Below are 23,749 nucleotides of genomic sequence, written 5' to 3' on the forward strand. Positions count from 1 at the left end.
GCCAAGACACCCGCGCAGTCTGGCGCGCGGCCCGAAGGCCACGCGCCCCTACCATCACCAGGCGTACTGATAGCCGACAGTAAGCGTGTAGTCCGCCTCCATCTGCGGACCATTGAGATCCTGGTAGAAGGGCCACAGCATCTCCATTGCCAGGCGGTGATGGCGCAGCGGTCCATCCACGCCGAGCAGGTTTACACCAACGCCGGCCTCGATGCGGTCGCCACCCTGAAAGTCCGGATTCGCCGTCTGGATGGGCGCCATGATGCGGCGGTCCAGGCCCTGGATACTTTCACGGCTGCTGGCGCGCGCGCGCAACGAGGTCGAAACCCAGGGCGCCCAGCCATAGGCCGCCCATGCGCCAAGCGCGTGCTGATCGCCCAGCGTGTAGCCCTCGTCGTTGCGGCCAAGCTGCAGCACGCCGTCGTACTGGGCACCGATGCTGGCCGCACCCAGGTAGCGGCGCCAGGTCAGCGCGGGCGTCACGGCATAGGTCCCACTACCGAGCTGCATGGGATAGGGCATGCGGAGCGTGGGTCGGGTGTTCATCGGCGTGAGCACCTGCGCGGTTTCGTCGACCGAACCGGTGGGTGCACGCAAACCCATACGGCCCACCAGCAATTGATGGCCGTCATCATGCAGCCGGAACAGGGCGAAGAGACCGATATCGCCGATGCCCTCGCTGCTGGTCTCGAAGGTGCCAAGGCGGTCGGTGCCCGACATCCCCTGAAACGTCAGGTGCTGCATCGTATTGGCCACGACCGGCAGCATGGCCATGAGGGTGACAGTGTCGGTCCAGCCATACATCACACCGAGCATGTGCATTTCCATCGTCATTTCGGTGGGCACCACACGCAAGGTGCCCGGCCCATCGAAGCGGTTGGGCACGTTCTGCACGATGAACTCAGGGCTGACCTCTTTGCGCCCGATGCGGTTGCCGGACATCTCCATCCGCATGTAGCGATAGGAGGCCATGAACTCGCCGGCCTTGTGGACGTGGTCGCCCATCACGCCGATAGGGGCATGGCTGTCTGCCCGTGCTGCCGCGTGTTCTCCGCCGGCCACGGCTGCGGTCAAGGGAAGGAAAAGCGCGGCGGCGAGCAGGCTGCCGCGTGAAGACTTCAGGAACATGGTCTGATCTCAATAGGTCGCACCCGATCGGCGGGCGCACGACAAAGGGAATGCGGAAAAGCAGCATTGCCGCCGCGGGCGGCGGAAGATCAGACCGGTGGCGCCCGCACCGGCGGCCGCAGGCTATCGTGCCCGCGGGCGAGCATTTTGGCCTGCTGAGCCAGCGCGCCAGAGCCCTTTGCCTGCCCCGTGCAATGGATGGCAATGCTGGGCGCTATCCCGTGGCCACTGGCAGAGAGGGCCGCGCAGGCCGGGCATTCGTAGGCGCCATTGGCGGCCCCTGCGCCATCGTCGTTCTGTGACGCCAGCAATTCAGGCGGCAGCAGCGCGGCCAGTGCGTCGACGAAATCCGCGGAACCCGTACCGCAGGCGAACAGCGCCAGCGGGTGATCGCCGCTACGCGCCATCAGCTGCGCATGGGCCACCGGCAACAGCGCCTGGCTGAGCACGGCAAACAGTGCCAGCCATTGAGCCACGCTCCGGAATGGACGCCTCAGATTTCGCATGCGCGCATTATGCCGGGCTTGCAGGGGCTGGTCGCGTGTCTGAGCGCATGGGCTTGCTTGCACCGGCGTGGCTGCGGAATGCGCGGTCAAGAGGCTGGCGGGAGCATCCTCCCGCACATCGCCCCTATCGCCATGGGGCGCCGAATCACGGCGCCCCACCCTCCGACACTATTGATCGAAGACTGACCGTGCTGGTGCGCGCGGCGCTGCCCTCAGTCCGCAGCAGCCTGGCCGTGCGTTGCGACCTCGTCATCGTCGGCCAAGGCCTGGATGATGGGACACCCCGCCGTGCTGCCGTGGCCATCGCAATCCGCAATCAGATGGGCCAGGGCATCGCGCATGCGCTGCAGGTCGCGCAGACGCGCTTCGATGCCGGCCAGCTTCTCGGCGGCGAGTGCCCGTACCTCACTGCTTGCCGCCCGGTTATCGGCCAGGCTGAGCAGGCGCTGCACCTCATCCAAGGTGAAGCCGAGCCGCTTGGCACGCTGTATGAAGCGCAGGCGCGCCACCGTTCCGTCCGGAAACAGTCGATAACCGCCCGCGCTGCGCGCTGGTGCCGGCAAAAGGCCGGCTCTTTCGTAGTAGCGGATGGTTTCCACCGCCACCCCACTGGCACGCGCGACACCACCGATGGTTGCCTTGGGCATGGTCTGCCTCCATTCGAACCCCGGCGATGCTACAGCCTGTAGTCCACTACAGAGTCAAGGTGCGGCGTGCCGACCACACTGCGCTAGACGGCGAGTTCCGGCAGCGGTTCCACCAACTGCAGTGCAAAGCGCTTTTCGGGATCGGTCCAGCTGCGCGTCACCACCAACCCGGCCCGGTGGGCCATGGCGGCGAAATCGGATTGTGAATACTTGCAGCTGTACTCGACCAGAATGCCCTCTCCGGCGGCGAAGTCGATGGACCGACCGGCCACCAGCACCGTCTGCGCAATCTCGCTGACGATATGCGTTTCAATGCGTCCGGCGATCGCGTTGTAGCGCGCACGGTGCGAGAAGCAACCGCGATCGAAGTTGGCGTCGAGCTCGCGATTCATGCGGTCCAGAAGGTTCAGCGTGAAATCCGCGGTCACTCCGGCGGCATCGTTGTAGGCCGCCTCGATCATGGCGGGGTCCTTCTTGAGGTCGATGCCAACCAGCGCCGCGCCGTTCTCGCCCATCTCGGCACGCATGGTGGCAAGCAGCTCCACTGCGGCCTCATTGGCAAAATTCCCCAGCGTCGACCCGGGGAAGAAGATCAGTACCCGCTCCGCCGCCCGCTCCGGCTCCGGCAATGGCACCGTCTGAAGAAAGTCGGCGCAGAGCGGCAGCATTTCGATGTGCGGGAACTGCGCCGCCAGTTCGGCCACGCTGGCATTGAGAGCGCTGTGCGAGATCTCAATGGGGACATAGGCCACGGGATCGGCCAGCGCACTCAGGAGACGTTGCGTCTTGATGCCGCTGCCACTGCCGTACTCCACAACCATCGCGCGCGGGCCCACGGCTTCGGCCATCGCGTTCGCTTCGCGCTTGAGAATGGCCAGCTCGGTTCGTGTCGGGTAATACTCCGGCTGCTCGCAGATGGCTTCGAAGAGCTCCGAACCCCGCGTGTCATACAGATACTTCGAGGGCAGCGTTTTGGGGGTCGCAGACAGGCCAGCCAGCGCATCACCGGCAAAGTCTTCCAGTGCGGGTTCCTGCGGTGCCGGCACGGCCATGACGGAGCTTCTGTTCACAGGTCCCTCGCCAGTCGAATACCCGTGAACTGCCAGCGATCCGCAGGGCCGAAGAAATTGCGGTAGCTCGCCCGGATGTGATCCGCCGGGGTGGCGACCGAGCCGCCGCGCAGCACGAATTGCCCGCACATGAACTTGCCGTTGTATTCGCCGAGGGCGCCAGGCAAGGGTTGATAGCCGGGGTAGCTGACGTAGGGACTCGCCGTCCATTCCCAGACGTCCCCCCAGAGCTGGAGCAGGCCCTCGCCATCGCTGGCGGCGCGCGGATGCAGGCGTCCGCTGTCGAGCAGATTGCCGCTCACTGGCTGGCCGCTGGCAGCGTGCTCCCATTCCGCCTCGCTGGGCAGGCGTGCGCCCGCCCAGCGCGCAAAGGCATCGGCTTCGAAATAGCTGACATGCACGACGGGCGCATGCGGGTCGATGGTACGCCGACCGGCCAGCGTGAACTCGCTTTCCAGATCGTCAGACCAGTACAGTGGATGCTGCCAGCCCTGGCTGGAGACCGTGTCCCAACCATCCGAAAGCCACAGCGTGGGTTCGCGATACCCGCCGTCTTCGATGAAGGCACGGAACTCCGCATTGGTAACGAGCCGATTGGCCAGTGCGTGCGGGTGCAACATCGTCTGATGACGCGGGGTTTCGCAATCAAAGGCGAAGCCTTCGCCCTCATGCCCGATAGCGGTCACACCGTTATCGCCTTCCACGAAGTGCAGCGCAGGCGCGCTGCCTACTGCATTCAGTCCGAGCTCACGGTAGCTGGGCTCGAGCGGATTCAGCGAGAGCAGGTGCTTGATGTCGGTGAGGATCAGCTCCTGGTGCTGCTGTTCGTGGTGCAACCCCAGGGTGATGCGCGCCACGGTATCGGCATCGTCATCGCGTGCGATCAACGCCATCATGCGCGCATCGATCTCGGCGCGGTAAGCACGAACGGCATCCAGGCTGGGCCGGGTGAGCATGCCGCGCTGCGGCCGGGCGTGCATGGGGCCGACCGACTGATAGTAGGAATTGAACAGGTAGTCCCAACCTGCTGCATAGGGCGCGTATTCCCCGTCGCGGCCCAGCAGGAATTGCTCGAAGAACCAGGTGGTGTGCGCCAGATGCCATTTGGCGGGGCTGGCCGCCGGCATAGACTGCACACAGGCGTCCTCTTCGGAAAGGGGCGCGACCAACTGCATGGTCTGATCTCGGACTGCCTGGTAACGCTGGAGCAGCGTGTTCGCCGCTCCCGTCGCGATCGAACGCTGCCTCGTCTCGTTTGCCATGTCGCCTGCGCGCGTGTTGCGCTGTCCCTTGTTATGTCCTTCGAGGATACGCTATCGACCCCGGCACCGGTCGCCATAGCACCAAGGGACTCGACACGGCCAAGACGCGCGCCGCACCACTCCTACCTGGAAGCCCCGCATGCTCAACGTTCCACGCACGCTCTTCGATCTCCCCGATGATGTGATCTACCTCAACGCGGCAGGCGCCGGCCCGCGCCTGCACAGCGTCAACGACGCTGCGCACGAGAGCGTCAAGGGCAGCGCGCGGCCCTGGGCCTTCAACATGCAGGCGTGGCTCGAACGCATTGAGTCGCTGCGCGCGCTGACCGCAGCGACCCTGACCACCGAAGCAGAGGCGCTCGCGTTCATCCCCGCGGCCAGCTACGGCGAAGCGATCGCCGCGCACAATGTGCGCGTCGAAGCCGGCCAGAAGATTCTGCTCATGGCGGGTGAATATCCTTCCAACCGCACCATCTGGCAACGCACCGCCGAGGCGGCCTCAGCGCATTGTGTCGACGTTGCGCCCGCACAGGGCGAGAGCTGGACCGCTGCAATGCTGCGCCACATCGACGCCGATACGGCGGTGGTCAGCGCGGTCCCCTGCCACTGGACCAACGGCGCGCCCCTGGATCTGACCGCCATCGGTGCCGCAGCCCGCCACAACGGCGCCGCCTTGGTTGTGGATGCCAGCCAGTCGTTGGGCGCGCTGCCTTTCGACTTCGATGCCATTCAACCCGACTTCGTAGTCAGCGCCGGCCACAAGTGGCTGCTCGGAGCCCTCGGCCTGGGTTGGTTATGGGCGGCGCCACGGTGGCGACACGATGGCAAGCCTATAGAGGAGACTTGGCTGGCCCGCGAACAACGCGAGCAGTTTGGCGGCGACAGTGCCCAACCGCCCCCGTATCGGCCTGGCGCAGCGCGCTTCGACGCTGGCGGCAGCGCGCACCCGATCTCGATACCGATGGCCGAGGCGGCCATGACGCAGTTGGCGCAATGGAGTGTGGAAGCCGTCGCGCATCAGCTTCACGCACTGACGCAATACCTTGACGAGCGCCTGGCCACGCATGGCCTGTCTGCGCTCATCACCCCGGATCATGTCGGACACTTCACCGCTTTGCGTATCCCCCCCGCGCAGGTCGACGCGGCACAGCAGGCACTCAGCCATGCCGGCATTGTCTGTGCGCGCCGTGGCTCCGGGTTGCGCATCGCGCCGCACCTGCACACGCAGCGCGCCGACATCGATCAGCTCGTGGCCGTATTGCATGCCGCGTTGTAAAACCACATGATGCGGCCAGCACACACTTGAACAACTATTCGATGCAGGGCATTCGACACCGAAACGGGGGCGGTGACGAGCGGCACGCGTGGCGGCGAACCCGCCATCAGGCCTGGCTGCCGCTCAGCCGGAGACCGCAACCACTGAAGCGGCCCAGTCATGCGCAGTGCATAAAACAGGCGTATGACTGTCCAGCCCAGTGCGCGTTAACTGCGCACGCCCATCACGCGCCCTTGGCCTGGTCATGACCAACGACTCGAGCACCAACAAGGATTTCGAGGCACTGCGAACGTCGATCGTTTCGCGCTTCCGAGATCAGTTGCGCGAGGCGGTCGAAAGCGCGTTGCGTGCCGCTGACGATGTGCTCTTCGACTGGGCCTATACCCAGAGTCTGAAGAACAAGACGACGCAGGACTGCATCGATCTCATGCGCATGCTGCGACTTCGCCGGGAGCGCTTCGTGGAGACCTTCCTCGAGCACTTCGACCAGGGCAGCGATCCGGCCGAACACGACGAAGACGCCCTGCCCGAGCTCACCCTTGAGCTGAAGTCGGACGAGCAGCAGGAACTCGAGTGCGCCGTGCAGAACTTCGTCACCACGGTAACAAACCACTCGGAAGCCCTGCGCAGTGACCTCATCCAGCGCCTGCAGACGCTCGACCGCGAGTCGGGGATCGATGTAGACAAGCATCCGCGCAGCGCTGGCCTCGCGTGGCGGATTTCAACGCAGCACATCGCCGCCACTTTCCGCGATGCCGCCGCCACCCTCGAGCTCGACGCCGGCATGCAGATCATCCTGTTCAAGCTTTTCGAGCGCTGTGCCACCCCGGCGCTCACCGCCGGCTATTCGCTCATCGAGCATGACCTCTGCGCAGCGGGGATTGCGGCCTACCGCGCCGACCCCCGCCGCGACCCGCGCGCCAGCACCGCACAAGACACGCGCAACGAACGCTCACAACCCTCGCCCCACGACCCGGTCAGCGGCGGCATGGCCGACCCCATGCGCGCGCTCGGTGGTGAAGACGCGGGACCACCCCATTTTCTCACCGACCCGGGACAGCTCAGCGGCTACTTTGCCCAGCAATTGGCCGGCTACGGTCCAGCAGGACACGCCAGCACCACACCGGGAATAGGCCACAGCATGCCGCCCGCCGGCGGCGGCTTCCCCGGCGCTGCCGGTGGTTACGCGCCCAACGCAGGCGGCGCCACCGCGGCAGGCAGTCCCGGAGGTCAGTCGTCGATGGTCAACGATGCCATGCAGTCGGCACAGCGCTTTGCGCAATCCCACCTGCAACGCGTGGACCAGTTGCTTGGCGGATACGCCGGCATTGCAGGCAACGCCGAGCAGGCCCAGGCACTGCTGCAACCCATGGTGGTCCCCCTGATGCGGCTGAGCGCCGCGCAACCGGAGATTCTGACCGATCCGCACCACCGCATCCGCGAACTGCTCGATCAACTGCTTGCCACCGGAACGACCATCGAACACGGCGAGGACGACGAGGCCACGGCCATTGTGTCCGAACTGCACGAGGTCTTTTCCCGTCTGGCGGAAGCGGCGCAACTGCCGCGAAATCTGGATGCACAGCGCGAACGCCTGCCGCAGGTCGAGCAAGTGCAGGCGTCACTGGCGGAAACCCGTCGCATGCGCTCGGAGCGACGGCTGGAGGAGGCGCGCCGCTACGCCGGCGACCAGGTCGACGCGGCCGTCAATGCCCGCACACTCGTTCGCGGTGGAGACGCCTGGTTGCGCACCGTCATGATCCCTTATCTGGCTTGGGTCTGGGTCAGCAAGGGCGTGCAATCCAAGCATATGCACAGCGCATTGGAGCTGCTCGACCAGCTGGCGGACAGCCTGGACCCGCAAAGCGCAGTCGATATCCGCGACGAATTCGAAGGACTTGCCGAACACACCGCCCACACGCTGCGCCAGGCGGGCGCCAAGCTTGAGGCGCTCAACCGCATCATGGCGCGGCTGCGCGACCGCTTTGCGGCCGCCTGCGAAGCCAGTGTGTCGCTGGACGAACTCATGGGAGACCAGCGCTTTCAGGATCGCGATGCGGCGCCCCCGCAGGCAAGCACGCCATCAGAGCCGTCCTCAGCCCCCCAGACGCCGCTGGCGGAGGCCGCGCAGGCGACCTCGGCCGCCCCCAAGCAGGAGCGAGCGGACGACTGGCTCAGCCGGCAGCTGCGCGCTGGAGACTGGTGGCGGATTGCGCTCAAGGCGGGTGACCGCGGACGTTTTGCGCGACTCGAGGCCGTGCCCCACACCGGCGGCGATTTGCGTTTTGCCCCCATCGAAGGGGACACGCTGGAATCCTACCGGTGGTCGGAGATCATGGCGTCCGTGCTCGCGGGCCGCTCTCGCCCGCTGCACCCGGGCCCAGGCTTTACCGCCTATCTGAGACAGCAGGCAGCCTAGCTCCGGACATCCGCAGCCGCGGTTGCTAATCTCATCCAGTCGATAGCGAAGAGCCGCGCACGCGGTTCGGGAGCGCCGTCATGGGCATGACGGAAAATCTCTTGCCAACCGGTCTGTGGTACTTCACCAACGTGATCGCGCTGGTGTGCATCGTGATGGCCCTGCGCGCGACGCCGTGGCGACGCCTCATACACGACGCCGGGCTGCAGCACGTCTTGTTCGGCGCTGCGGTCGCTCTCGGCTTCCTGTGGCAGATGCGGGCCGGCATCGCGCCCGGGCTCGCCATTCACATCTTCGGCATCACCGTGCTGACGCTCATGATGGGCTGGGGTCTGGCCACCCTCGCTGGCCTCATGGCACTCGCGGTCACCGCACTCATGGGCGTGGAACCCTGGACCAGCTTTGGCACCAATGCGCTGATCTGCGTACTGGTGCCTGCGCTGGTTAGCCATGGCGTGATGCTGTTCGAACGCTGGCTCGCGCTGCGCAACTTCTTCGGCTTCATCTTCATCAGTGGCTTCTTCGGGGCGGGCGCATCAGTGCTGGCGGCGGGTCTCAGTGTCTCGCTGCTGCTATGGGCAGGGGACGTCTACACGCCCGACAAGCTGGTCCATGACTACCTGCGCTATCTGCCACTGTTCGTGTTTCCGGAAGCCTTTCTGAACGGCACCGTGGTGGCCGCGCTTACCGCCTTTCATCCGGATCGCCTGTTGATGTTGCAGCAACACCGCTACCAATAGGCTCGCGACGGATTCCCGTTCATTCAGGCCGTTGCCTGCTGCTCCGGTCTGGCCGCTGCCTGAAGTTGGCCGCTCAGCAACAGTAGCGCCAGATGCAGCGCGAGCAGGCCGTCGGCCGCCAGACAAAAGCCGGCGTACCAGGTAGGCACGACGGGCGTCGGCCAGAGCGCCGCATGCGCGAGATCGAATCCGGCATGGCCGATGAGCGCCGCCACCACAATCCAGAGATTGCCGCGGTAACCCACAAACGCGGCCGCGACAAAGACCAGCGCCAGCAGGCTTTCGACGCCGGCAATGACGAAAGCATCGTCACTCGCCGCCAGCAGCACGTAGGCCAGCGCGATCACGATCATCACAAGGGGATAGAAGCTGCGCTCACGGTGCAGCCCCATCCCATGACCTAGCGCAATAGAGGCCGAAGCCACCAACACACCTGCGATGACATCCATTGCTCTCTCCGCGACAAAGGCGCAACGCTACACCTGGAGTGTGCTGCAGGGTCAACGCCGGGGTGCTAGAGCACATCCGGCAACGCGGGCGCTGCGTGTACGCCGGCCATGCACTGCGTCTTCGAACAGCGCCTTGTTCCTGACTCGGCAGCAGAACGGCGTGCAGGGCTGAACTTGACCAAAAGCCCTGGACGGGCTTTTTGTACGACCGCAGGGAGCCCGGAGGGTGAGGGCCAGGGATGGCCCGAATCACCTGCGACGCCGTCGCAGGGGAAAGTCCTGTTCTCGATGCGGCAGAAAAGTGGCGCGCCTGGCAGGACTTGGTCAAAAAGCCCCGGACGGGCTTTTTGCACGACCGCAGGGAGCCCGGAGGGTGAGGGCCAGGGATGGCCCGAATAACCTGCGACATCGTCGCAGGTGAAAGTCCTGTGCCCGATGCGACAGGAGATTGGCGCGCCTGGCAGGACTTGGTCAAAAAGCCCCGGACGGGCTTTTTGTACGACCGCAGGGAGCCCGGAGGGTGAGGGCCAGGGATGGTCCGAATAACCTGCGACATCGTCGCAGGGGAAAGTCCTGTGCCCGATGCGACAGGAAATTGGCGCGCCTGGCAGGACTTGAACCTGCGACCTTCGGCTTCGGAGGCCGACACTCTATCCAGCTGAGCTACAGGCGCGTATCACGCGCATGATACAAGCTACGCGCTGGCCCCGCCCTGCAATGGGCGATTCCGCGAGCTAGCGCAGCTGGAACTCGCGAAAGCCCACGAGATTGCCCTGCGCGTCGCGCAGCGCCTGCAGGGCAATCCGCTGCTGGCGCGCGATGCCACCCGCGTCCCTGCGGAGGACGCAATCACGCACCAAGCCATGTCGCCGAGCAAGTCGAAGCAGCTCTTCCGGCCGCCCTTCGGCACAGGCGTCGGCGCTGAACAGGCTGGCGTAGGACTGCCGCCCCCCATTCACCGTAAGCATTTGCCCGTGGGCGTCGAGTTCCACGAAAGGCCCCGCCTCTTCGCCGGGGCCCGCGTCATCCGGGGTCCGAAAAAGCACTGCCTCCGCTGCGGCATCCTGCCGTTGTCCGTGCATCCCTGCCTTCCTTGCCGTAGGGGATCCAGGTCCCCTCGACATTTCTCCACGATCCGGTGACCATGATGCGCAGCGCGGACCTGACCGGCTAGTCGGAAAAAGTCGACAGTTCCGGTCGGTGGGATTGGGACTGCGTCAGCGCCCAGCCGCGGAGGGTGTTACGGGCGGGCCATCGCGCTGCAGCTGTCGCCACAAGCCCCAACACATGAAGACCAGCACCACGGAAAAAGGCAGGCCCGAGGTGACCGACGCCGTCTGCAACGCGGAAAGCGGATTGCCCGCCGTGGTAGCACCGGCCACCAGCAGAATGGCCGCCACGGCGCCTTCCGTCACGGCCCAGAACAGACGCTGCTGCCAGATCGGATGGGGATCACCACCGTTGGTCAGCATATCGACCACGAACGAACCGGAATCCGAAGAGGTGGCAAAGAAGATGGCCACCACCAGCACGGCCAGCAAGGCGGCGACCGTCATGACCGCATCGGGCATCGATAGCTGCTGCAACAGCACGAACATGGCGTCGGTGGTGCCGGCCTCCGCAAGAGCGGTGTTGCCGCCCTGCATCATCTTGTGGAGCGCGGTTCCACCGAAGATCGTGAACCAGACAATCGAGGTTCCGGTGGGCGCCAGGAGGCACCCCAGAATGAATGCACGGATGCTGCGTCCGCGACTGATCCGGGCGATGAACATGCCCACAAAGGGCGACCAAGCAATCCACCAACCCCAGTAGAACAGGGTCCAATTCCCTATCCACGCACTTCCGGATTCCGATAAGGCGAAGGTCTGCAGGGATCGCTCAGGCAGATGCTGCAGGTATTGACCGGTGGCACTGGGCAGCACTTCAAGCACAAAGAGCGTCGGCCCCATAACGAAAACCAGTACTGCTAGGGCGATGGCCAAGAACATGTTGACCACCGAGAGCCGTCGCACGCCGGCGTCCAGCCCTGCCATTACCGAAGCCACTGCCACGGCGGTGATGGCAGCAATGATTGCAACCTGCCACATCGCTGCCATGGGAACGCCAAAGACCGCGTGCAGGCCGGCATTGATCTGGATCGCGCCTAGACCGAGCGAGGTCGCAAGGCCGAAGAGGGTGCCGAAGACCGCGAGAATATCGACAAGATGGCCGATGGGTCCGTAGATCGCCCGCCCGATCAGCGGATAGAAGGCAGCGGCCGGCCGCAGCGGCAGGCCCTGACGGAAGCAGAAATAGCCCATGCTCAGACCGACCACGATGTACACCGCCCAGGGATGCACACCCCAGTGAAAGAAGGTCAGTTGCAGTGCTCGCATCGCGGCGTCTGCCGCGCTGGCGGTCTCTACCGGCGGTTGCGTGAAGTGAAAGATCGGCTCGGCAACACCATAGAACACCAGGCCAATGCCCATTCCGGCCGTGAACAGCATGGAAAACCAGCCCCAGGTACTCCAGTCGGGCGGCTCGTCGTGCGGACCAATGCGCAACTGTGCATAGGGAGACACCAGCAGCACCAGAACGAAGACCAGAAAGCCTGTCACGGCAAGCACATACCACCACCCGAAATAGGTGGTGATCAGCGCCATCAGACGCTCGGCGACGGCGCCCAACTGGGTGGGCGCGACCACCCCCCAGCCGACGAAGAGCAGTACCAGTGCAGTGGAGAGCAGGAATACGGGAGGATTGGTGTGCTGTTGCAGGTAGCGACGGATGGGTATCAAGTCACTCCGCTTGTACTTGGTTGTATTTTTTTGAACCCGATTCCAGGCTGCATGTTCCCCAAGCGACCTCGTACGGCCGGATCGACTGTCGAAGTCGAGCCAGACAGGACGACGAGGCGCGCGCAGCCCCATTGATAATGCGGGCATGAAACAGTCCAGCGCGCGCCGTCGTCGCCCCCCCAAGGCCGAAAAGACCTGCGTCGTATGCCAGCGGCCCTTCGAGTGGCGTCGCAAATGGGCGGATGTGTGGGAGGAAGTACGCTATTGCTCCGAGCGCTGTCGCCGACAACGGCGCAGCGCCAGCTCATGAGCGCGCAAGACGCACGCCGTCTGGTCCTGATCCTCGGTGACCAGCTGTCCCTGCAGAATCCGGCGCTGCAGGCGGCGGACCCCGCCCGCGACACCATATGGATGTGCGAGTGTGTCGCCGAGGGCAACAAGGTGTGGTCGCACAAGGCCCGCATCGCGGTGTTCCTCAGCGCCATGCGGCATTTTGCCCAGCAACTGCGAGAAAGCGGCTGGCGAGTGCACTACCTGCCACTGGGTTCCCACACCCATGACACCCTTGATGGCGCCCTTGCCGCCACGCTCAGTGAAATGGCCGTGGACGGACTGCGCATGACCGAGGCCGGGGAATACGACGTTCAGCAGGCGCTCGACGCCTGCGCGCAGGCACGCGGTCTCCCGCTGGAGGTGCATGCGGACACCCACTTTCTCTGCACGCGCGTGGAGTTCTCGCAGTGGCTGGAAGGACGCAAGCAACCGCGCATGGAGCATTTCTACCGCCGCATGCGCCAGCAGACCGGGTTGCTCATGGAGGGCAAGGAGCCCGCGGGCGGGCAGTGGAATTTTGATGCCGACAATCGCGACAGCTTCGGTCGGGACGGACCGGGCCGTCTGCCTCCGCCGGTGGGCTTCGCGCCGGATGCCTGCACGCAGCAGGTGATCAAGGACGTCGATCAGCATTTTCCGGACCACCCCGGCAGCCTGGAGCACTTCGACTGGCCGGTCACGGCGGAACAGGCCGAAGCCGCACTGGAAGACTTCATCACGCATCGCCTGCCCCGCTTCGGTCAGTTCCAGGATGCGATGTGGACCGGTGAACCCTGGCTGTTCCACGCGCGTCTGGCCTGCGCGCTGAATCTCAAGCTGCTCGACCCGATGCGCGCCTGTGCCGACGCCGAAGCAGCCTGGCGCGATGGCCATGCGCCCATTGCCGCCGTCGAAGGTTTCATTCGCCAGATCCTCGGCTGGCGCGAGTACGTCCGCGGTCTGTACTGGGCACGCATGCCGGGCTACCGGGACGAAAACGCCTTGGAGGCGCAGCAGCCCCTGCCCGACTTCTTCTGGACCGGCCAGACCGGTATGGCCTGCCTGGCCGATACCCTCGACGGCACCCTGCGCTATGGCTACGCCCATCACATCCAGCGTCTGATGGTGACCGGCCTCTATGCGCTGTTGCTGGGCGTGCAGCCGCGCGCCATCAACGATTGGTATCTCGCCATCTATGTCGACGCGGTCGAATGGGTGGAGCTGCCAAACGTCATCGGCATGAGCCAATGGGCCGACGGCGGTGTGATGGCATCGAAGCCCTACGTGGCTTCCGGAAAATACATCGACCGCATGTCGAACTACTGCCGCAACTGCCGCTACCGTCCCGATCAGGCGACCGGGCCCAAGGCCTGCCCCTTTACCTCGCTGTACTGGGACTTTCTGGATCGGCACGAAGACCGCTTTGCCGGCCACCCTCGGCTGAAGATGCAGATCAACAATCTACGCCGCAAATCGAGCGAGGCCCGCGCCGCCATCCGCGAGGCGGCCGCGGCCCACCGCCAAGACCCTGGCGCTGCCTAGGCGGCGCGCTCCTCAGGGCGTTGCAGCAGGTCGCGCAGCGCGCCTTCCAGTTCAGGGTATTCAAAGCAGAAGCCGCTTTCCTGCGTGCGCCGCGGCAACACGCGCTGGCCCTGCGTCAGCAACTCGGCCATGGACCCCAACGCGATTTTGAGGGCGAAGGCCGGTGTGGGCATGAAGCTCGGACGGCGCATGACACGGCCCAGCGTCTTGGCGAAATCCCGCTGCCGCAACGGATTGGGCGCCGTGCCGTTGAACTCGCCGGAGGCGTCCTCCTTCTCCAGCAGATGTGTGAACAGCCGCACCAGATCGTGGCGATGAATCCAGCTCCACCATTGCTGTCCGCTCCCCATCGGACCGCCGATGCCGAGCTTGAAGGGCAGTAGCATCTGCTGCAGTCCGCCGCCTTCGGGATGCAGCACAAGGCCGATGCGCACGATGGCCACCCGCGCACCGAACGCAGCGGCGCGCTTGGCTTCGGCCTCCCAGGCTGAGCAGATATCGAGCCCACCCTGCATTGCACCAGAGGGCATGTCGTCCTCGCTCACCACTTCGTCGCCCCGTGCGCCGTAGAAGCCGATTGCCGAGGCGGAGATCAGCGTCTTCACCCCGGCCTGCTCCATCCATTCCACCAGGCGACGGGTGATATGCAGGCGGCTGTCGAGGAAGCGCTGCTTGCGCGCCGCCGTCCAGCGACCGGAGCCGAGGTTCTCTCCCGCGAGGTTGATGGCGGCGTCGATGCCGCGGGCATCCTCCGGCTCCGCCACCGTGGCCACCCCCTTGGGAAGCAGGGTCAGCGCATGCTGCGGCGTGCGTGACCAGACCACCACTTGGTGCCCCTGTGCCAGCAGGTGCGCACACAGCGGACGCCCCACGAAACCGGTACCGCCCGTTATCAAAACACGCATCGGCTTGCTCCTTTGGATAGGGCCGCGCCTGTCCCGGCGGCCAATGGGGTGATGGATGTTTCGGAGAGGGCATAGAGCCGCTCCGCGGGAGCCGCCTCTACAGGCATGCCCCCGGTAAAGCTGCCAAAGGCCGGAAGGATGGCCTGGTCGGCCCGCTGCCAGAACACCGGCAGACGCAGTGCATCCCCCATGCCGCGCAAGCGAACGACCGGATGCAGGTGCCCGGCCAGTACGTAGCCGCGCGGGTCGGTCTGCGGCTCGTGATGAAAGACGAAGGGTGGGACGACCAGCTCGGCGTGCCAGCGAATGCCAAGCTCGGGCAGCGCGCGGCTCTTGCGGTCGTGGTTGCCGAGCACGACATCGAAGGCGAGTTGCCGGTGACGATGGCACAGCGCCTGCAGCGCCCCCAACCAGCCTTCGTCACCGCGGATGCGGTCGTGGAAGAGATCGCCACAGACCACCAGCCGCTGCGGGCGGTAGGCCTCCAGCAGCGCCTCGATGGCGTCGCAATCGGCCTGGGTGTGACCGCTGGGGATGGCCACGCCCTGCCGGCGAAAGGCTTCGCCCTTGCCGAGATGCACATCCGCCAGCACCAGCGTCTGCGCCGCATGCCAATACAGTGCGCGGCGACCGTCCAGCAGGCAGGCCGTACCGGCAAGATCAATCGGGAGCGCGCTTGCCATCAGCCCGCCTTGCGCAGTGCGCGTCGGCGGCGGCGATCCGCCGCCTGCTCCAGGCTGGCGACCATGCGCGCCACCCGCGTGGCCACGTCCTCGCTCGACACCCGGCTGCTGATGCGCTCGGCCCACAAGGGAAAGGCGAGCGGCGTCAACCGCGGTGGAGCGGCTAGCACAACGGTCTGGCGCGGCAGTTGCTCGAGCACCTGCCGGGCGCGGGACAGATCGAGCTGCTGACGCAACACTTCCTCCTGGGCCTGATGCATGAGTAAGTTCTGGGGATCGTAGCGCGACAGCACGTCGAAGATCAGCCCGCTCGACGCCTGCACCTGTCGGGTGCTCTTGCCGCGTCCCGGATAGCCTTCGAACACCAGACCGGCCACACGCGCGATCTCGCGAAAATGCCGCTTGGCCAGCTCGGTGCCGTTGATTGCAGCCAGCAGATCGGCGTGCAGCCCCTCGGCGGTCATCAGTTGGCGCAGCAGCGCCTCGCTCAAGGCGGGAAGTTCCGGTGCCAGCACCTCGAAGCCGTAGTCGTTGGCGGTCAGCGTGGCGGTGACCGGGCTCTGCTGCGACAAGCGCCAGCCCGCCAGCGCGGCCAGCGCCTCATGGGCGTGGCGGCCGGCAAAGGGAAAGACGAACCAATGCGTGCCCTCGCGCGAGCGCACCTGCTCGACCAGCAGATGGTCGCGGCCGGGCAGTGCCGACCAGTCCCGCTGCAGCGCCAGCAAGGGTGCCAACGCAGTCATTTCCACTCCCTGCGCCATTCCCGCGTCGGCCTGCGCATAGCCATTCAGCAGCGCATCCGCCAAGGTGGAGGACAAAGGCATGCGTCCTCCCGCCCAACGCGGCACCAGGCGCCGGCTGCGTCCGGCCCGCACGTAGGCGGTCATGTCGCGCACGCGCACCAGAGTCAGTGCCCGACCAGCGAAGAGGAAGGAATCCCCCGGCTGCAGGCCGGCAATGAAGCGCTCTTCCACCTGGCCGATGCGCCCACCGGACATCCAGGCCACCTGCATGTGCGCGTCTGCGGTGATGGTGCCGATGGCCATGCGATGACGGCGTGCAATGGTGGCATCAGGGATACGCAAGACGCCTTCCGCATCCTGCTCCACCTTGCGGTACTGCGGATAGGCCTGCAAGGCATCCCCACCGCGCTGGACATAGTCCAGCACCCACTGCCAACGCGCGTCATCCAGTTCGGCGAAGGCATGCGTCGCTGTGGCGTGTTCGCGAATCTCCTCGGCACGCACGCGACCACTGAGGGCCAGCGTGCATACATGCTGGGCGAGCACATCCAGACAATTGCGCAGCGGTTCGCGCTTTTCCAGGGTGCCGCTGGCAATGGCATCGCGCGCGGCCGCAAATTCGGCCAGTTCGAGGGCGTGCGCGGGCACACAAAGGATGTGGCTACCGCGCCCGGGCGCGTGGCCAGAGCGGCCCGCACGCTGCAGCAGCCGCGCCACGCCCTTGGGACCACCGATCTGCACCACCAACTCCACCGGTGCGAAGTCGACGCCCAGATCGAGGCTGCTGGTGGCGACGACGGTGCGCAGCGTACCGTCGCGGATGCCCTGCTCTGCCGCACTGCGTGCGGCGCGGTCCAGCGAGGCGTGATGCAACGCGATGGCATGGCCCGGAAGATGCTCGCGCAGAGCATCGTGCCAACGCTCCGCCTGCGCGCGGGTATTGGTAAAGACAAGGCTGCTGCCAGTGTGCTGCAGGCGCTGCGCCACCGCCTCGACGTTGGACAGTCCCATGTGCCCCGCCCATGGAAAGCGTTCCACCGTGTCGGGCAACAGGGTTTCGATGGTGGGCGGCGCCTTGGCCTCACCGCTGATGCGTTGCACGCGACCCGACGGCCCGACGAGCACCCGGGCCGCCTGCTCGACATTGCCCAGGGTGGCGGACAGACCAATGGTGCGCAGTTCTGGCGCCAACTGGCGCAGCCGCGCCATCACCAGCTCGGTCTGCACACCGCGCTTACTGCCCAGCAGTTCGTGCCACTCGTCCACCACGATGGCGCGCAATCCACGCCATTGCGGCAGCAGATCACCGTAGGACAGCAGCAGCGATGCCGATTCAGGGGTGGTCACCAATGCCTGCGGCAAGCGTTTGCGCTGGCGACTGCGCTGGCTGCTGGAAGAATCGCCGGTACGCAGCCCCACCTGCCAAGGCACCTGCAGGGCATCGGCGGCGGCCTGCAACTGCGCCTGGGTGTCGGCGGCCAGTGCCCGCATTGGCGTCAGCCACAGCACACGCAGCGGTTCCTGCGCATCGCAGGCCTCGGACAGCGGCCCCAACCAGGCCGCCAGGGTCTTGCCCTGTCCGGTAGCGGCGTGAATGAGCGTGGATGCTCCATCGGCATAGGCCTGCCACGCCGCATGCTGGAACGGCAGGACCTGCCATTGGCGGGCCTCGAAGAAGCCATCGATATCGTGGGTGGAAAGCAGGCACTGGACCATCCGCCTATGATGCGCGCGCCTCTTTCACGAACCGTGCGACGTCCAAGTCGCGCTGCATGGATGCCTGCACCCAGCCGCCAAACCGCCATCCTTGCCGCCGTCGGTGCCTTCGGCATCTGGGGGCTGTTCCCGGTCTACTGGAAGGCACTGGCGCACGTGCCAGCCCTCGAGGTGGCCGCGCACCGGCTGTTCTGGAGCTTCGTGGCGGTGTTCGCCTTCCTGCTCATCCGCGGTCAGCTGCGCAATCTGCGTCAGCTCGACCGGCGGCAGTGGGCCATGCTGTGCCTGTCGGGCGGCGTCATTGCCAGCAACTGGGGCATCTATGTGTGGGCGGTGGCGCAGGAGCGCGTGGTCGAGGCCAGTCTCGGCTATTTCATCTCCCCGCTGATGTCGGTGGCGCTGGGGGTGGTGGTGCTGGGCGAGCGCCTGGATCGGGTGCGCTGGATGGCGGTGGGGCTGGCTGCCGCTGGCGTGCTCTGGCTGACGCTGCGCGCCGGCGGCCTGCCCTGGATTGCCCTGTGCCTCGCCAGCAGCTTCGCCCTCTACGGACTGGTGCGCAAGCATCTGGATGTGGATGCGGTGACCGGTCTGGCCGCCGAAACCTGCCTATGGGCTTTGCCCGCCACCCTGGCGGTGATGATGCTGAGCCTGCCCACCCAGCATCCTCCGGTCGATTGGCTGCTACTCGCCGGTGGCGGCGCGGTCACCGCCCTGCCCTTGGCGCTGTACGCACTGGCGGCGCGCGGCATGCCACTCGCCAGCCTGGGACTGATGCAGTACTTCGCGCCGACCTGCCAACTGCTGCTCGGCGTGCTGCTCTACAAGGAGCCCTTCGATGCCGCACGGCTAGCCGGCTTTGCCTGCATCTGGGCCGCGCTGGCGCTGCACATGGCGCAGGGATGGCGCAGCACGCGCTAGCAAACTTCAAGAGGGCGTGACGGTATCGAGCAGCGCGTGCAGGGCCTGCAGGTGGTCGGCCTCCGCCGCCGGCTTGTCCTGACGCCAGCGATGGATGCGCGGAAAGCGCAACGCGACCCCGGCCTTGTGGCGCTTACTCTGCTGGATGCCTTCGAAGGCGATCTCGAAGACCTGAAGCGGCTGCACGCTGCGCACCGGCCCGAAGCGCTCGATGGTGTGCTGACGGATCCAGCGGTCCATCTGCGTCAACTCCTTGTCGGTGAGGCCGGAGTAGGCCTTTGCCACCGGCACCAAGGCGTCACCGTCCCAGACCGCCAGGGTGTAGTCGGTGTAGAGATTGGAGCGCCGGCCGTGGCCCGCCTGGGCATAGACGAGCACGGCATCCACAGTCAGCGGGTCGACCTTCCACTTCCACCACACACCGCGGCGGCGTCCGCGCGTATAGGGCGCATCCGCGTGCTTCAGCACCAGCCCTTCGACCCCGCGCGTACGCGCCTCGGCGCGCAGCGGTGCCAGGCTCGCCCAATCCCCCGCGCGCACCAGCGGTGAAACGGTGATGGTCGCTTCGGCGGCGGCAACGCTGCGCTCCAGCGTGTGGCGCCGCGCCCGCGTGGATTGGTCGCGGATATCGCGCCCTTCGGCCTCGAGCAAGTCATAGGCGAGAAAGCGCACTGGCGCCTCCTCCAACAGACGACGGCCGGGCTTCTGCTTGTTGATGCGCCGCTGCAATTCGGCAAAAGGCCGGATGCCATCGCGCCAGCACACCACTTCCCCGTCCAGCACCGTCCCGTCGGGCAAGGCCGTGGCCGCCGCCTCGATCTCGGGAAACCGACCCGCCAGCAACTCCTCGCCGCGCGACCAGACGAAGACCTGCCCTTCGCGCCGGATGAGCTGAGCGCGGATGCCGTCCCACTTCCACTCGACGAGAAAATCCGTCACCGCACCCAGCTCCACGGGAGCGTCCTCCAAGGGTGCCGCCAGGCAGAAGGGATAGGGCTGGGAGGCGATGGTGCCGGCGTCGGGCGGTGCGCGCAGACGGGCGAGCAGCGCGGCATCCGGTTGCCAGTCCCCCATCAGGCGCTGGGCGATGAGGTTTTCGTCCTGCTCCAAGGCCTGGGCCAAGGCCCGTGTGGCAAGGCCGGTGGACACCCCGACGCGCAGGCTGCCGGTCAGCAGCTTGGTCAGCAGGAAGCTTTCGCGCAGGGGCAGCCCGCGCCACCAGACGGCGAGCTGGGTGCCGATGATGGCCTCGTCGGCCTGTGCCAGCGCGCGCAGTTCGGCCACCCAGGCGCCCAGTTCGCGCGAAACCAGCGCCGGGTCGCCCGCGCCGCCATCGTCGAACAGCAGGGCGATGGTTTCCGCCAGATCACCCACGTGGGCGTGACTGGAAGCCAGCATCCAGTCGGCTACGCCGGCGGCCTCGGCAGCCCAGGCTTTCAGCCGGGCCGGGGGCAGCAGGCGCTTGAGGCGGCGCCCGGTCAGGAAGTACAGCGCCCAGGCGGCGGCTTCGTCATCGCTGTGACGGAAGTAGTCGGCCATCAATGCCAGCTTGCGGCCGGTGGCGCGGGTGGCGTCGAGCTGCTCGTAGAGCTGCGCGAAGCGCTTCATCCGTCGGCCTCGCCTTCGAAAGGCGTACCCAGTTCGGCTGCCTGCCAGCCGTGCTCGCGCAGATAGCGCACCAGGGTGTCGCTGTGGCCGTGTGTGGCCAGCACGCGCTGGCAGCCGGTCTCCCGAATGCTGTCGACCAGGCCGCGCCAGTCGGCGTGATCCGACAGCACGAAGCCCTGGTCATAGCCGCGCCGCCGTCGATTGCCGCGTACCCGCATCCAGCCAGACACAAAGCCGGTGGTCGCCCCGCGGAAACGTCGCATCCAGGAAGTGCCGGCGGCACTCGGGGGCGCCATGATCAGTTGGCCCTGCCAGTCGTGGTCGCGCGGCTGTGCGGATACCGCTTCGGTGGGCACCATCGCCACGCCGGCCTCGCGGTACACCGCCACCAGCGGGGTCATCGCCCCATGCAGATAGACCGTCTGCCCGGTATGCGCCAGCAGCCCATTGAGCACCCGTTGCGCCTTGCCGAGGGCATAGCAGAACAGCACGGCAGGCTGGCCGTTGCTGGCTGCCTGCTGCCACCAATGGAAGATGTCCGCCACGACGTCGGCCGGGTCGGGCCAACGATAGACCGGAAGCGCGAAGGTGGCCTCGGTGATGAAGGTGTCACAGGCCACCGGCTCGAAAGCAGTGCAGGTGGCGTCCGGATCGCGCTTGTAGTCACCCGAGGCGACCCATACACCCTCGCGCGCCTCGACCCGCACCTGCGCCGATCCCAGGATGTGCCCCGCGGGATGCAGCGATACCTGTGTGCATCCCAGGGTCAGCGGTTCGCTCCAATCCAGCGGCCGGATCGGCGCCGCCTGCCCCAGCCGCTGATGCATGACGCCCAGCGATTCGCGCGCACACCAGATGACGCCGTGACCGGCGCGCGCATGGTCGGCGTGGGCGTGGGTGATGACGGCGCGCGGCACGGGCCGCCACGGGTCGATATGGAAATCCCCCGCCGCGCAGTAGAGCCCCTCCGGTCGTGTCTCGATCAGTCCTGCCATGGCGGCAGGCTAGCGCTAGCCTGCTGTGGGCGGCCAGGTTGCGCGGACTTCGTCCAACAGCGCCAGATGACGCGCCACCGCGCCGCGGTTGGCGGCCACTGCCTCGGCCGCCGCCTGGCCCATGGTGGCGCGCCGTTCCGGCTCGGCGAACAAGGCGGCAATGTCCACCGCCAGATCCTGCGCACTGGCCACCTCCTGTGCACCGCCGGCGTCGACCAGCAGCCGTCGCGCATCCACGAAATGGAACATGTGCGGCCCGAACAGCACGGGCAAGCCGATGGACGCCGGCTCCAGCAGATTGTGCCCGCCGATCTCGACCAGGCTGCCGCCGACGAAGGCGACGTCGGCCATTGCCAGGTAGGCGAACATCTCGCCGGTGCTGTCCCCCAGCAGCAGCGGGATATCGGATGCGATCTCTGCAGCGTCCGCGAAAGTGCTGCGACGGGCGTAGCGCCAGCCGTCACGGTCCAGCGCGCGCGCGACGGACGCAAAGCGCTGGGGATGGCGCGGCACCAGGATGAGGCAGGCCTCGGGGTACCAACGCAGCAGGTCGCGATGGGCGGCCAGCACGGCAGCTTCCTCGCCGTCGTGGGTGCTCGCGGCAATCCAGACCGGACGCGTGCCGAGCGCCTCGCGCCATTGTCGGCCCTGCGCCAGGGCGGGTTCCGGCGGGGTCAGATCGAATTTGATGTTGCCGGCACAGACGACGTTGGGTGCGCCCAAGGAGCGGAAGCGCAAGGCGTCGGCTTCGCTCTGGGTGGCCACCAGGGTGACCTGCTGCAGCACCTGCGCAATGCTCCCGCGGATGCGGCCATAGCCGCGCAGCGAGCGCGGCGACAGGCGCGCATTGGCGATGAACAGCGGAATCCGCCGCTGCGCAAGCGTGGCAAAGAGATGGGGCCACAGCTCGGTTTCCAGCACCAGACATACCTGCGGCTGCACGCGGTGCAGGAAACGGCGCAGCATGCTGGGCAGATCGAAAGGCACGTAACTGTGGCGGACGCGCTGCCCCCAGATCTCCCGCACGGCCTTGGAGCCGGTGGTGGTCATGGTGGTGATCCAGATGGCGCCCTCGCCGTGGCGCTCCACCAAGGCGTCGATCAGCGGCCGGGCAGCCACCACCTCACCCAGCGAAGCGGCATGCACCCAGACGGCGATGGGACGTTCCATGCGGCGCACCCAGCCCAGTCGCTCGGGCCACCGGCCGGCGGCATCGCCCTGACGACGGGCACGCAGCGTCAGCATCAGTGTGGCGGGCCAGACACCAACATTGAGCAGCATGCGATAGAGCAGGCGCAACATCGTGCTCAGGCACCCGCGTGCTGGTAGCCGTCGATCAGGGCCTGCCAGTCACTGACGTCGTCATAGTGAATGACCGCGGCGCTGTCGCGTGCCCTGCGCAGGGAGCGCCGCAGACGCGCGAGCCCCAGATGCAGCAGCCAGCCTGGTGCGGCTTCACGGGCGCGATCGAAATCGATCAGATGCAGCCCGCCGTGGTCATCGACCAGCAGATTGCTGACATTGAGGTCGGGATGATGCACGCGCAGACGGTGCAGGCGCGCGATAAGCACCCCGACCGCATTCCAGAAGGCAGGGAGCTGAGGTGCCTCGGCGAGCACATCGCGCAAGGCGCGCACCGCGCGAATCTGCTCCATGAGCAGCGCGCCGCGATAGGTACCGTGCCCGCGCCAGACGCCCGCGGCCACCGGTGCCGGCACTGGCAGGCCATCGGCATGCAGCTTTTCAAGCAGGCGGAATTCCCGAAAGGGACGCGTCCGCCAGAGCCCCGGCCAGACATAGCGCTCCTCCGCGAACTTCCCTGGCAAGCCACCGCGGCGATAGCCACGCAGCACCCAATGCCACTGAGCGCTGTCAATGAAGAGCACGCTGCCGCGGCCCGCGACATGCTCGCGCACCTGACAATGCTGGCGGTAATGCGCTGGGTCAAAGAGCCAGGCACCCGGTTCGGCCACGCGTTGGGTGTCGCACACAAGGGCGAACTTGCCGTCCTCGAAAAGCTCGGTGCGCGCGGCCGCGGAATGATTCGGCATGT

General features: G+C 66.4%; 21 protein-coding genes and 1 tRNA gene. 6 read left to right on the forward strand and 16 right to left on the reverse strand.

The genetic code is table 11. The annotated features are described in order from the left end of the window. Positions 1–54 precede the first annotated feature (54 nt). The 5 genes from ACOOFO_RS00855 to egtB form a co-directional block, all read right to left on the reverse strand. A complete protein-coding gene (locus tag ACOOFO_RS00855) occupies positions 55–1,128 on the reverse strand; it encodes a transporter (protein WP_420427775.1) in 1,074 nt (357 codons plus the stop codon). Between the two features lie 89 nt (positions 1,129–1,217). Continuing rightward, complete coding sequence (locus tag ACOOFO_RS00860) at positions 1,218–1,604, reverse strand: DUF2946 family protein (RefSeq protein WP_420427776.1); 387 nt, start codon at positions 1,602–1,604, stop codon at positions 1,218–1,220. 242 nt (positions 1,605–1,846) lie between these two features. Then, the gene (locus ACOOFO_RS00865) at positions 1,847–2,281 is read right to left on the reverse strand and encodes a heavy metal-responsive transcriptional regulator (protein WP_420427777.1); all 435 of its coding nucleotides are present in this window, start codon (positions 2,279–2,281) and stop codon (positions 1,847–1,849) included. A gap of 83 nt (positions 2,282–2,364) precedes the next feature. Further along, the gene (gene egtD / locus ACOOFO_RS00870) at positions 2,365–3,333 is read right to left on the reverse strand and encodes an L-histidine N(alpha)-methyltransferase (protein ID WP_420429821.1); all 969 of its coding nucleotides are present in this window, start codon (positions 3,331–3,333) and stop codon (positions 2,365–2,367) included. Positions 3,334–3,347: 14 nt separating this feature from the next. After that, the gene (egtB, locus tag ACOOFO_RS00875) at positions 3,348–4,613 is read right to left on the reverse strand and encodes an ergothioneine biosynthesis protein EgtB (protein ID WP_420427778.1); all 1,266 of its coding nucleotides are present in this window, start codon (positions 4,611–4,613) and stop codon (positions 3,348–3,350) included. Between the two features lie 139 nt (positions 4,614–4,752). On the opposite strand from egtB, the gene ACOOFO_RS00880 reads away from it, so the two are divergent. The 3 genes from ACOOFO_RS00880 to ACOOFO_RS00890 all read left to right on the forward strand — a co-directional run bounded on the left by ACOOFO_RS00880 (position 4,753) and on the right by ACOOFO_RS00890 (position 9,048). Next, a complete protein-coding gene (locus ACOOFO_RS00880) occupies positions 4,753–5,889 on the forward strand; it encodes an aminotransferase class V-fold PLP-dependent enzyme (RefSeq protein WP_420427779.1) in 1,137 nt (378 codons plus the stop codon). 244 nt (positions 5,890–6,133) lie between these two features. Continuing rightward, the gene (locus ACOOFO_RS00885; protein ID WP_420427780.1) at positions 6,134–8,308 is read left to right on the forward strand and encodes a DUF1631 family protein; all 2,175 of its coding nucleotides are present in this window, start codon (positions 6,134–6,136) and stop codon (positions 8,306–8,308) included. Positions 8,309–8,388: 80 nt separating this feature from the next. Continuing rightward, on the forward strand, positions 8,389–9,048 hold the full coding sequence (locus ACOOFO_RS00890) for an energy-coupling factor ABC transporter permease (protein ID WP_420427781.1): 660 nt from the start codon (positions 8,389–8,391) through the stop codon (positions 9,046–9,048). 23 nt (positions 9,049–9,071) lie between these two features. Here the strand turns inward: ACOOFO_RS00890 and ACOOFO_RS00895 are convergent, their stop codons facing one another. The 4 genes from ACOOFO_RS00895 to ACOOFO_RS00910 form a co-directional block, all read right to left on the reverse strand. Beyond that, positions 9,072–9,497, reverse strand: a complete 426-nt coding sequence (locus ACOOFO_RS00895) for a hypothetical protein (RefSeq protein ID WP_420427782.1) — start codon at positions 9,495–9,497, stop codon at positions 9,072–9,074. A 596-nt stretch (positions 9,498–10,093) separates the two neighbouring features. Then, positions 10,094–10,170 (reverse strand) — tRNA-Arg (locus ACOOFO_RS00900). Between the two features lie 61 nt (positions 10,171–10,231). Then, on the reverse strand, positions 10,232–10,579 hold the full coding sequence (locus tag ACOOFO_RS00905) for a hypothetical protein (RefSeq protein ID WP_420427783.1): 348 nt from the start codon (positions 10,577–10,579) through the stop codon (positions 10,232–10,234). 135 nt (positions 10,580–10,714) lie between these two features. Further along, positions 10,715–12,274: a BCCT family transporter gene (locus tag ACOOFO_RS00910; RefSeq protein WP_420427784.1), complete on the reverse strand. Its 1,560-nt coding sequence runs from the start codon at positions 12,272–12,274 to the stop codon at positions 10,715–10,717. A 145-nt stretch (positions 12,275–12,419) separates the two neighbouring features. On the opposite strand from ACOOFO_RS00910, the gene ACOOFO_RS00915 reads away from it, so the two are divergent. Together ACOOFO_RS00915 and ACOOFO_RS00920 are read left to right on the forward strand one after the other, a co-directional pair. Next, on the forward strand, positions 12,420–12,584 hold the full coding sequence (locus ACOOFO_RS00915) for a DUF2256 domain-containing protein (protein ID WP_420427785.1): 165 nt from the start codon (positions 12,420–12,422) through the stop codon (positions 12,582–12,584). Next, the gene (locus ACOOFO_RS00920; protein WP_420427786.1) at positions 12,581–14,128 is read left to right on the forward strand and encodes a cryptochrome/photolyase family protein; all 1,548 of its coding nucleotides are present in this window, start codon (positions 12,581–12,583) and stop codon (positions 14,126–14,128) included. The genes ACOOFO_RS00915 and ACOOFO_RS00920 overlap by 4 nt, the downstream gene beginning before the upstream one ends. On the opposite strand, the gene ACOOFO_RS00925 is transcribed toward ACOOFO_RS00920, so the two are convergent. From ACOOFO_RS00925 to ACOOFO_RS00935, 3 genes are read right to left on the reverse strand one after another with little or no spacing between them, the layout of a single operon-like run. Beyond that, on the reverse strand, positions 14,125–15,033 hold the full coding sequence (locus tag ACOOFO_RS00925) for a TIGR01777 family oxidoreductase (protein WP_420427787.1): 909 nt from the start codon (positions 15,031–15,033) through the stop codon (positions 14,125–14,127). The two genes, ACOOFO_RS00920 and ACOOFO_RS00925, sit on opposite strands and share 4 nt — an antisense overlap. Further along, positions 15,021–15,716 carry a ligase-associated DNA damage response endonuclease PdeM gene (pdeM, locus tag ACOOFO_RS00930; protein WP_420427788.1) on the reverse strand — a complete coding sequence of 232 codons (696 nt, stop codon included), beginning with the start codon at positions 15,714–15,716 and terminating at the stop codon, positions 15,021–15,023. The genes ACOOFO_RS00925 and pdeM overlap by 13 nt, the downstream gene beginning before the upstream one ends. Beyond that, complete coding sequence (locus ACOOFO_RS00935; protein WP_420427789.1) at positions 15,716–18,175, reverse strand: ligase-associated DNA damage response DEXH box helicase; 2,460 nt, start codon at positions 18,173–18,175, stop codon at positions 15,716–15,718. The genes pdeM and ACOOFO_RS00935 overlap by 1 nt, the downstream gene beginning before the upstream one ends. A 60-nt stretch (positions 18,176–18,235) precedes the next feature. Here ACOOFO_RS00935 and rarD point away from each other — a divergent pair, with 60 nt between their 5' ends. After that, complete coding sequence (rarD, locus tag ACOOFO_RS00940; protein ID WP_420427790.1) at positions 18,236–19,093, forward strand: EamA family transporter RarD; 858 nt, start codon at positions 18,236–18,238, stop codon at positions 19,091–19,093. Between the two features lie 6 nt (positions 19,094–19,099). Here the strand turns inward: rarD and ACOOFO_RS00945 are convergent, their stop codons facing one another. The 4 genes from ACOOFO_RS00945 to ACOOFO_RS00960 are packed head-to-tail and all read right to left on the reverse strand — an operon-like array spanning position 19,100 to position 23,747. Then, positions 19,100–20,701 carry an ATP-dependent DNA ligase gene (locus tag ACOOFO_RS00945; RefSeq protein WP_420427791.1) on the reverse strand — a complete coding sequence of 534 codons (1,602 nt, stop codon included), beginning with the start codon at positions 20,699–20,701 and terminating at the stop codon, positions 19,100–19,102. Then, positions 20,698–21,696: a ligase-associated DNA damage response exonuclease gene (locus ACOOFO_RS00950; protein WP_420427792.1), complete on the reverse strand. Its 999-nt coding sequence runs from the start codon at positions 21,694–21,696 to the stop codon at positions 20,698–20,700. Before ACOOFO_RS00950 ends, ACOOFO_RS00945 begins: the two co-directional genes overlap by 4 nt. A 15-nt stretch (positions 21,697–21,711) precedes the next feature. Beyond that, a complete protein-coding gene (gene waaA / locus ACOOFO_RS00955; RefSeq protein ID WP_420427793.1) occupies positions 21,712–22,998 on the reverse strand; it encodes a lipid IV(A) 3-deoxy-D-manno-octulosonic acid transferase in 1,287 nt (428 codons plus the stop codon). Positions 22,999–23,003: 5 nt separating this feature from the next. After that, a complete protein-coding gene (locus ACOOFO_RS00960; RefSeq protein ID WP_420427794.1) occupies positions 23,004–23,747 on the reverse strand; it encodes a 3-deoxy-D-manno-octulosonic acid kinase in 744 nt (247 codons plus the stop codon). Positions 23,748–23,749: the final 2 nt, after the last annotated feature.

Source organism: Algiphilus sp. (assembly GCF_965216485.1).
Taxonomy (GTDB): Bacteria; Pseudomonadota; Gammaproteobacteria; order Nevskiales; family Nevskiaceae; genus Algiphilus.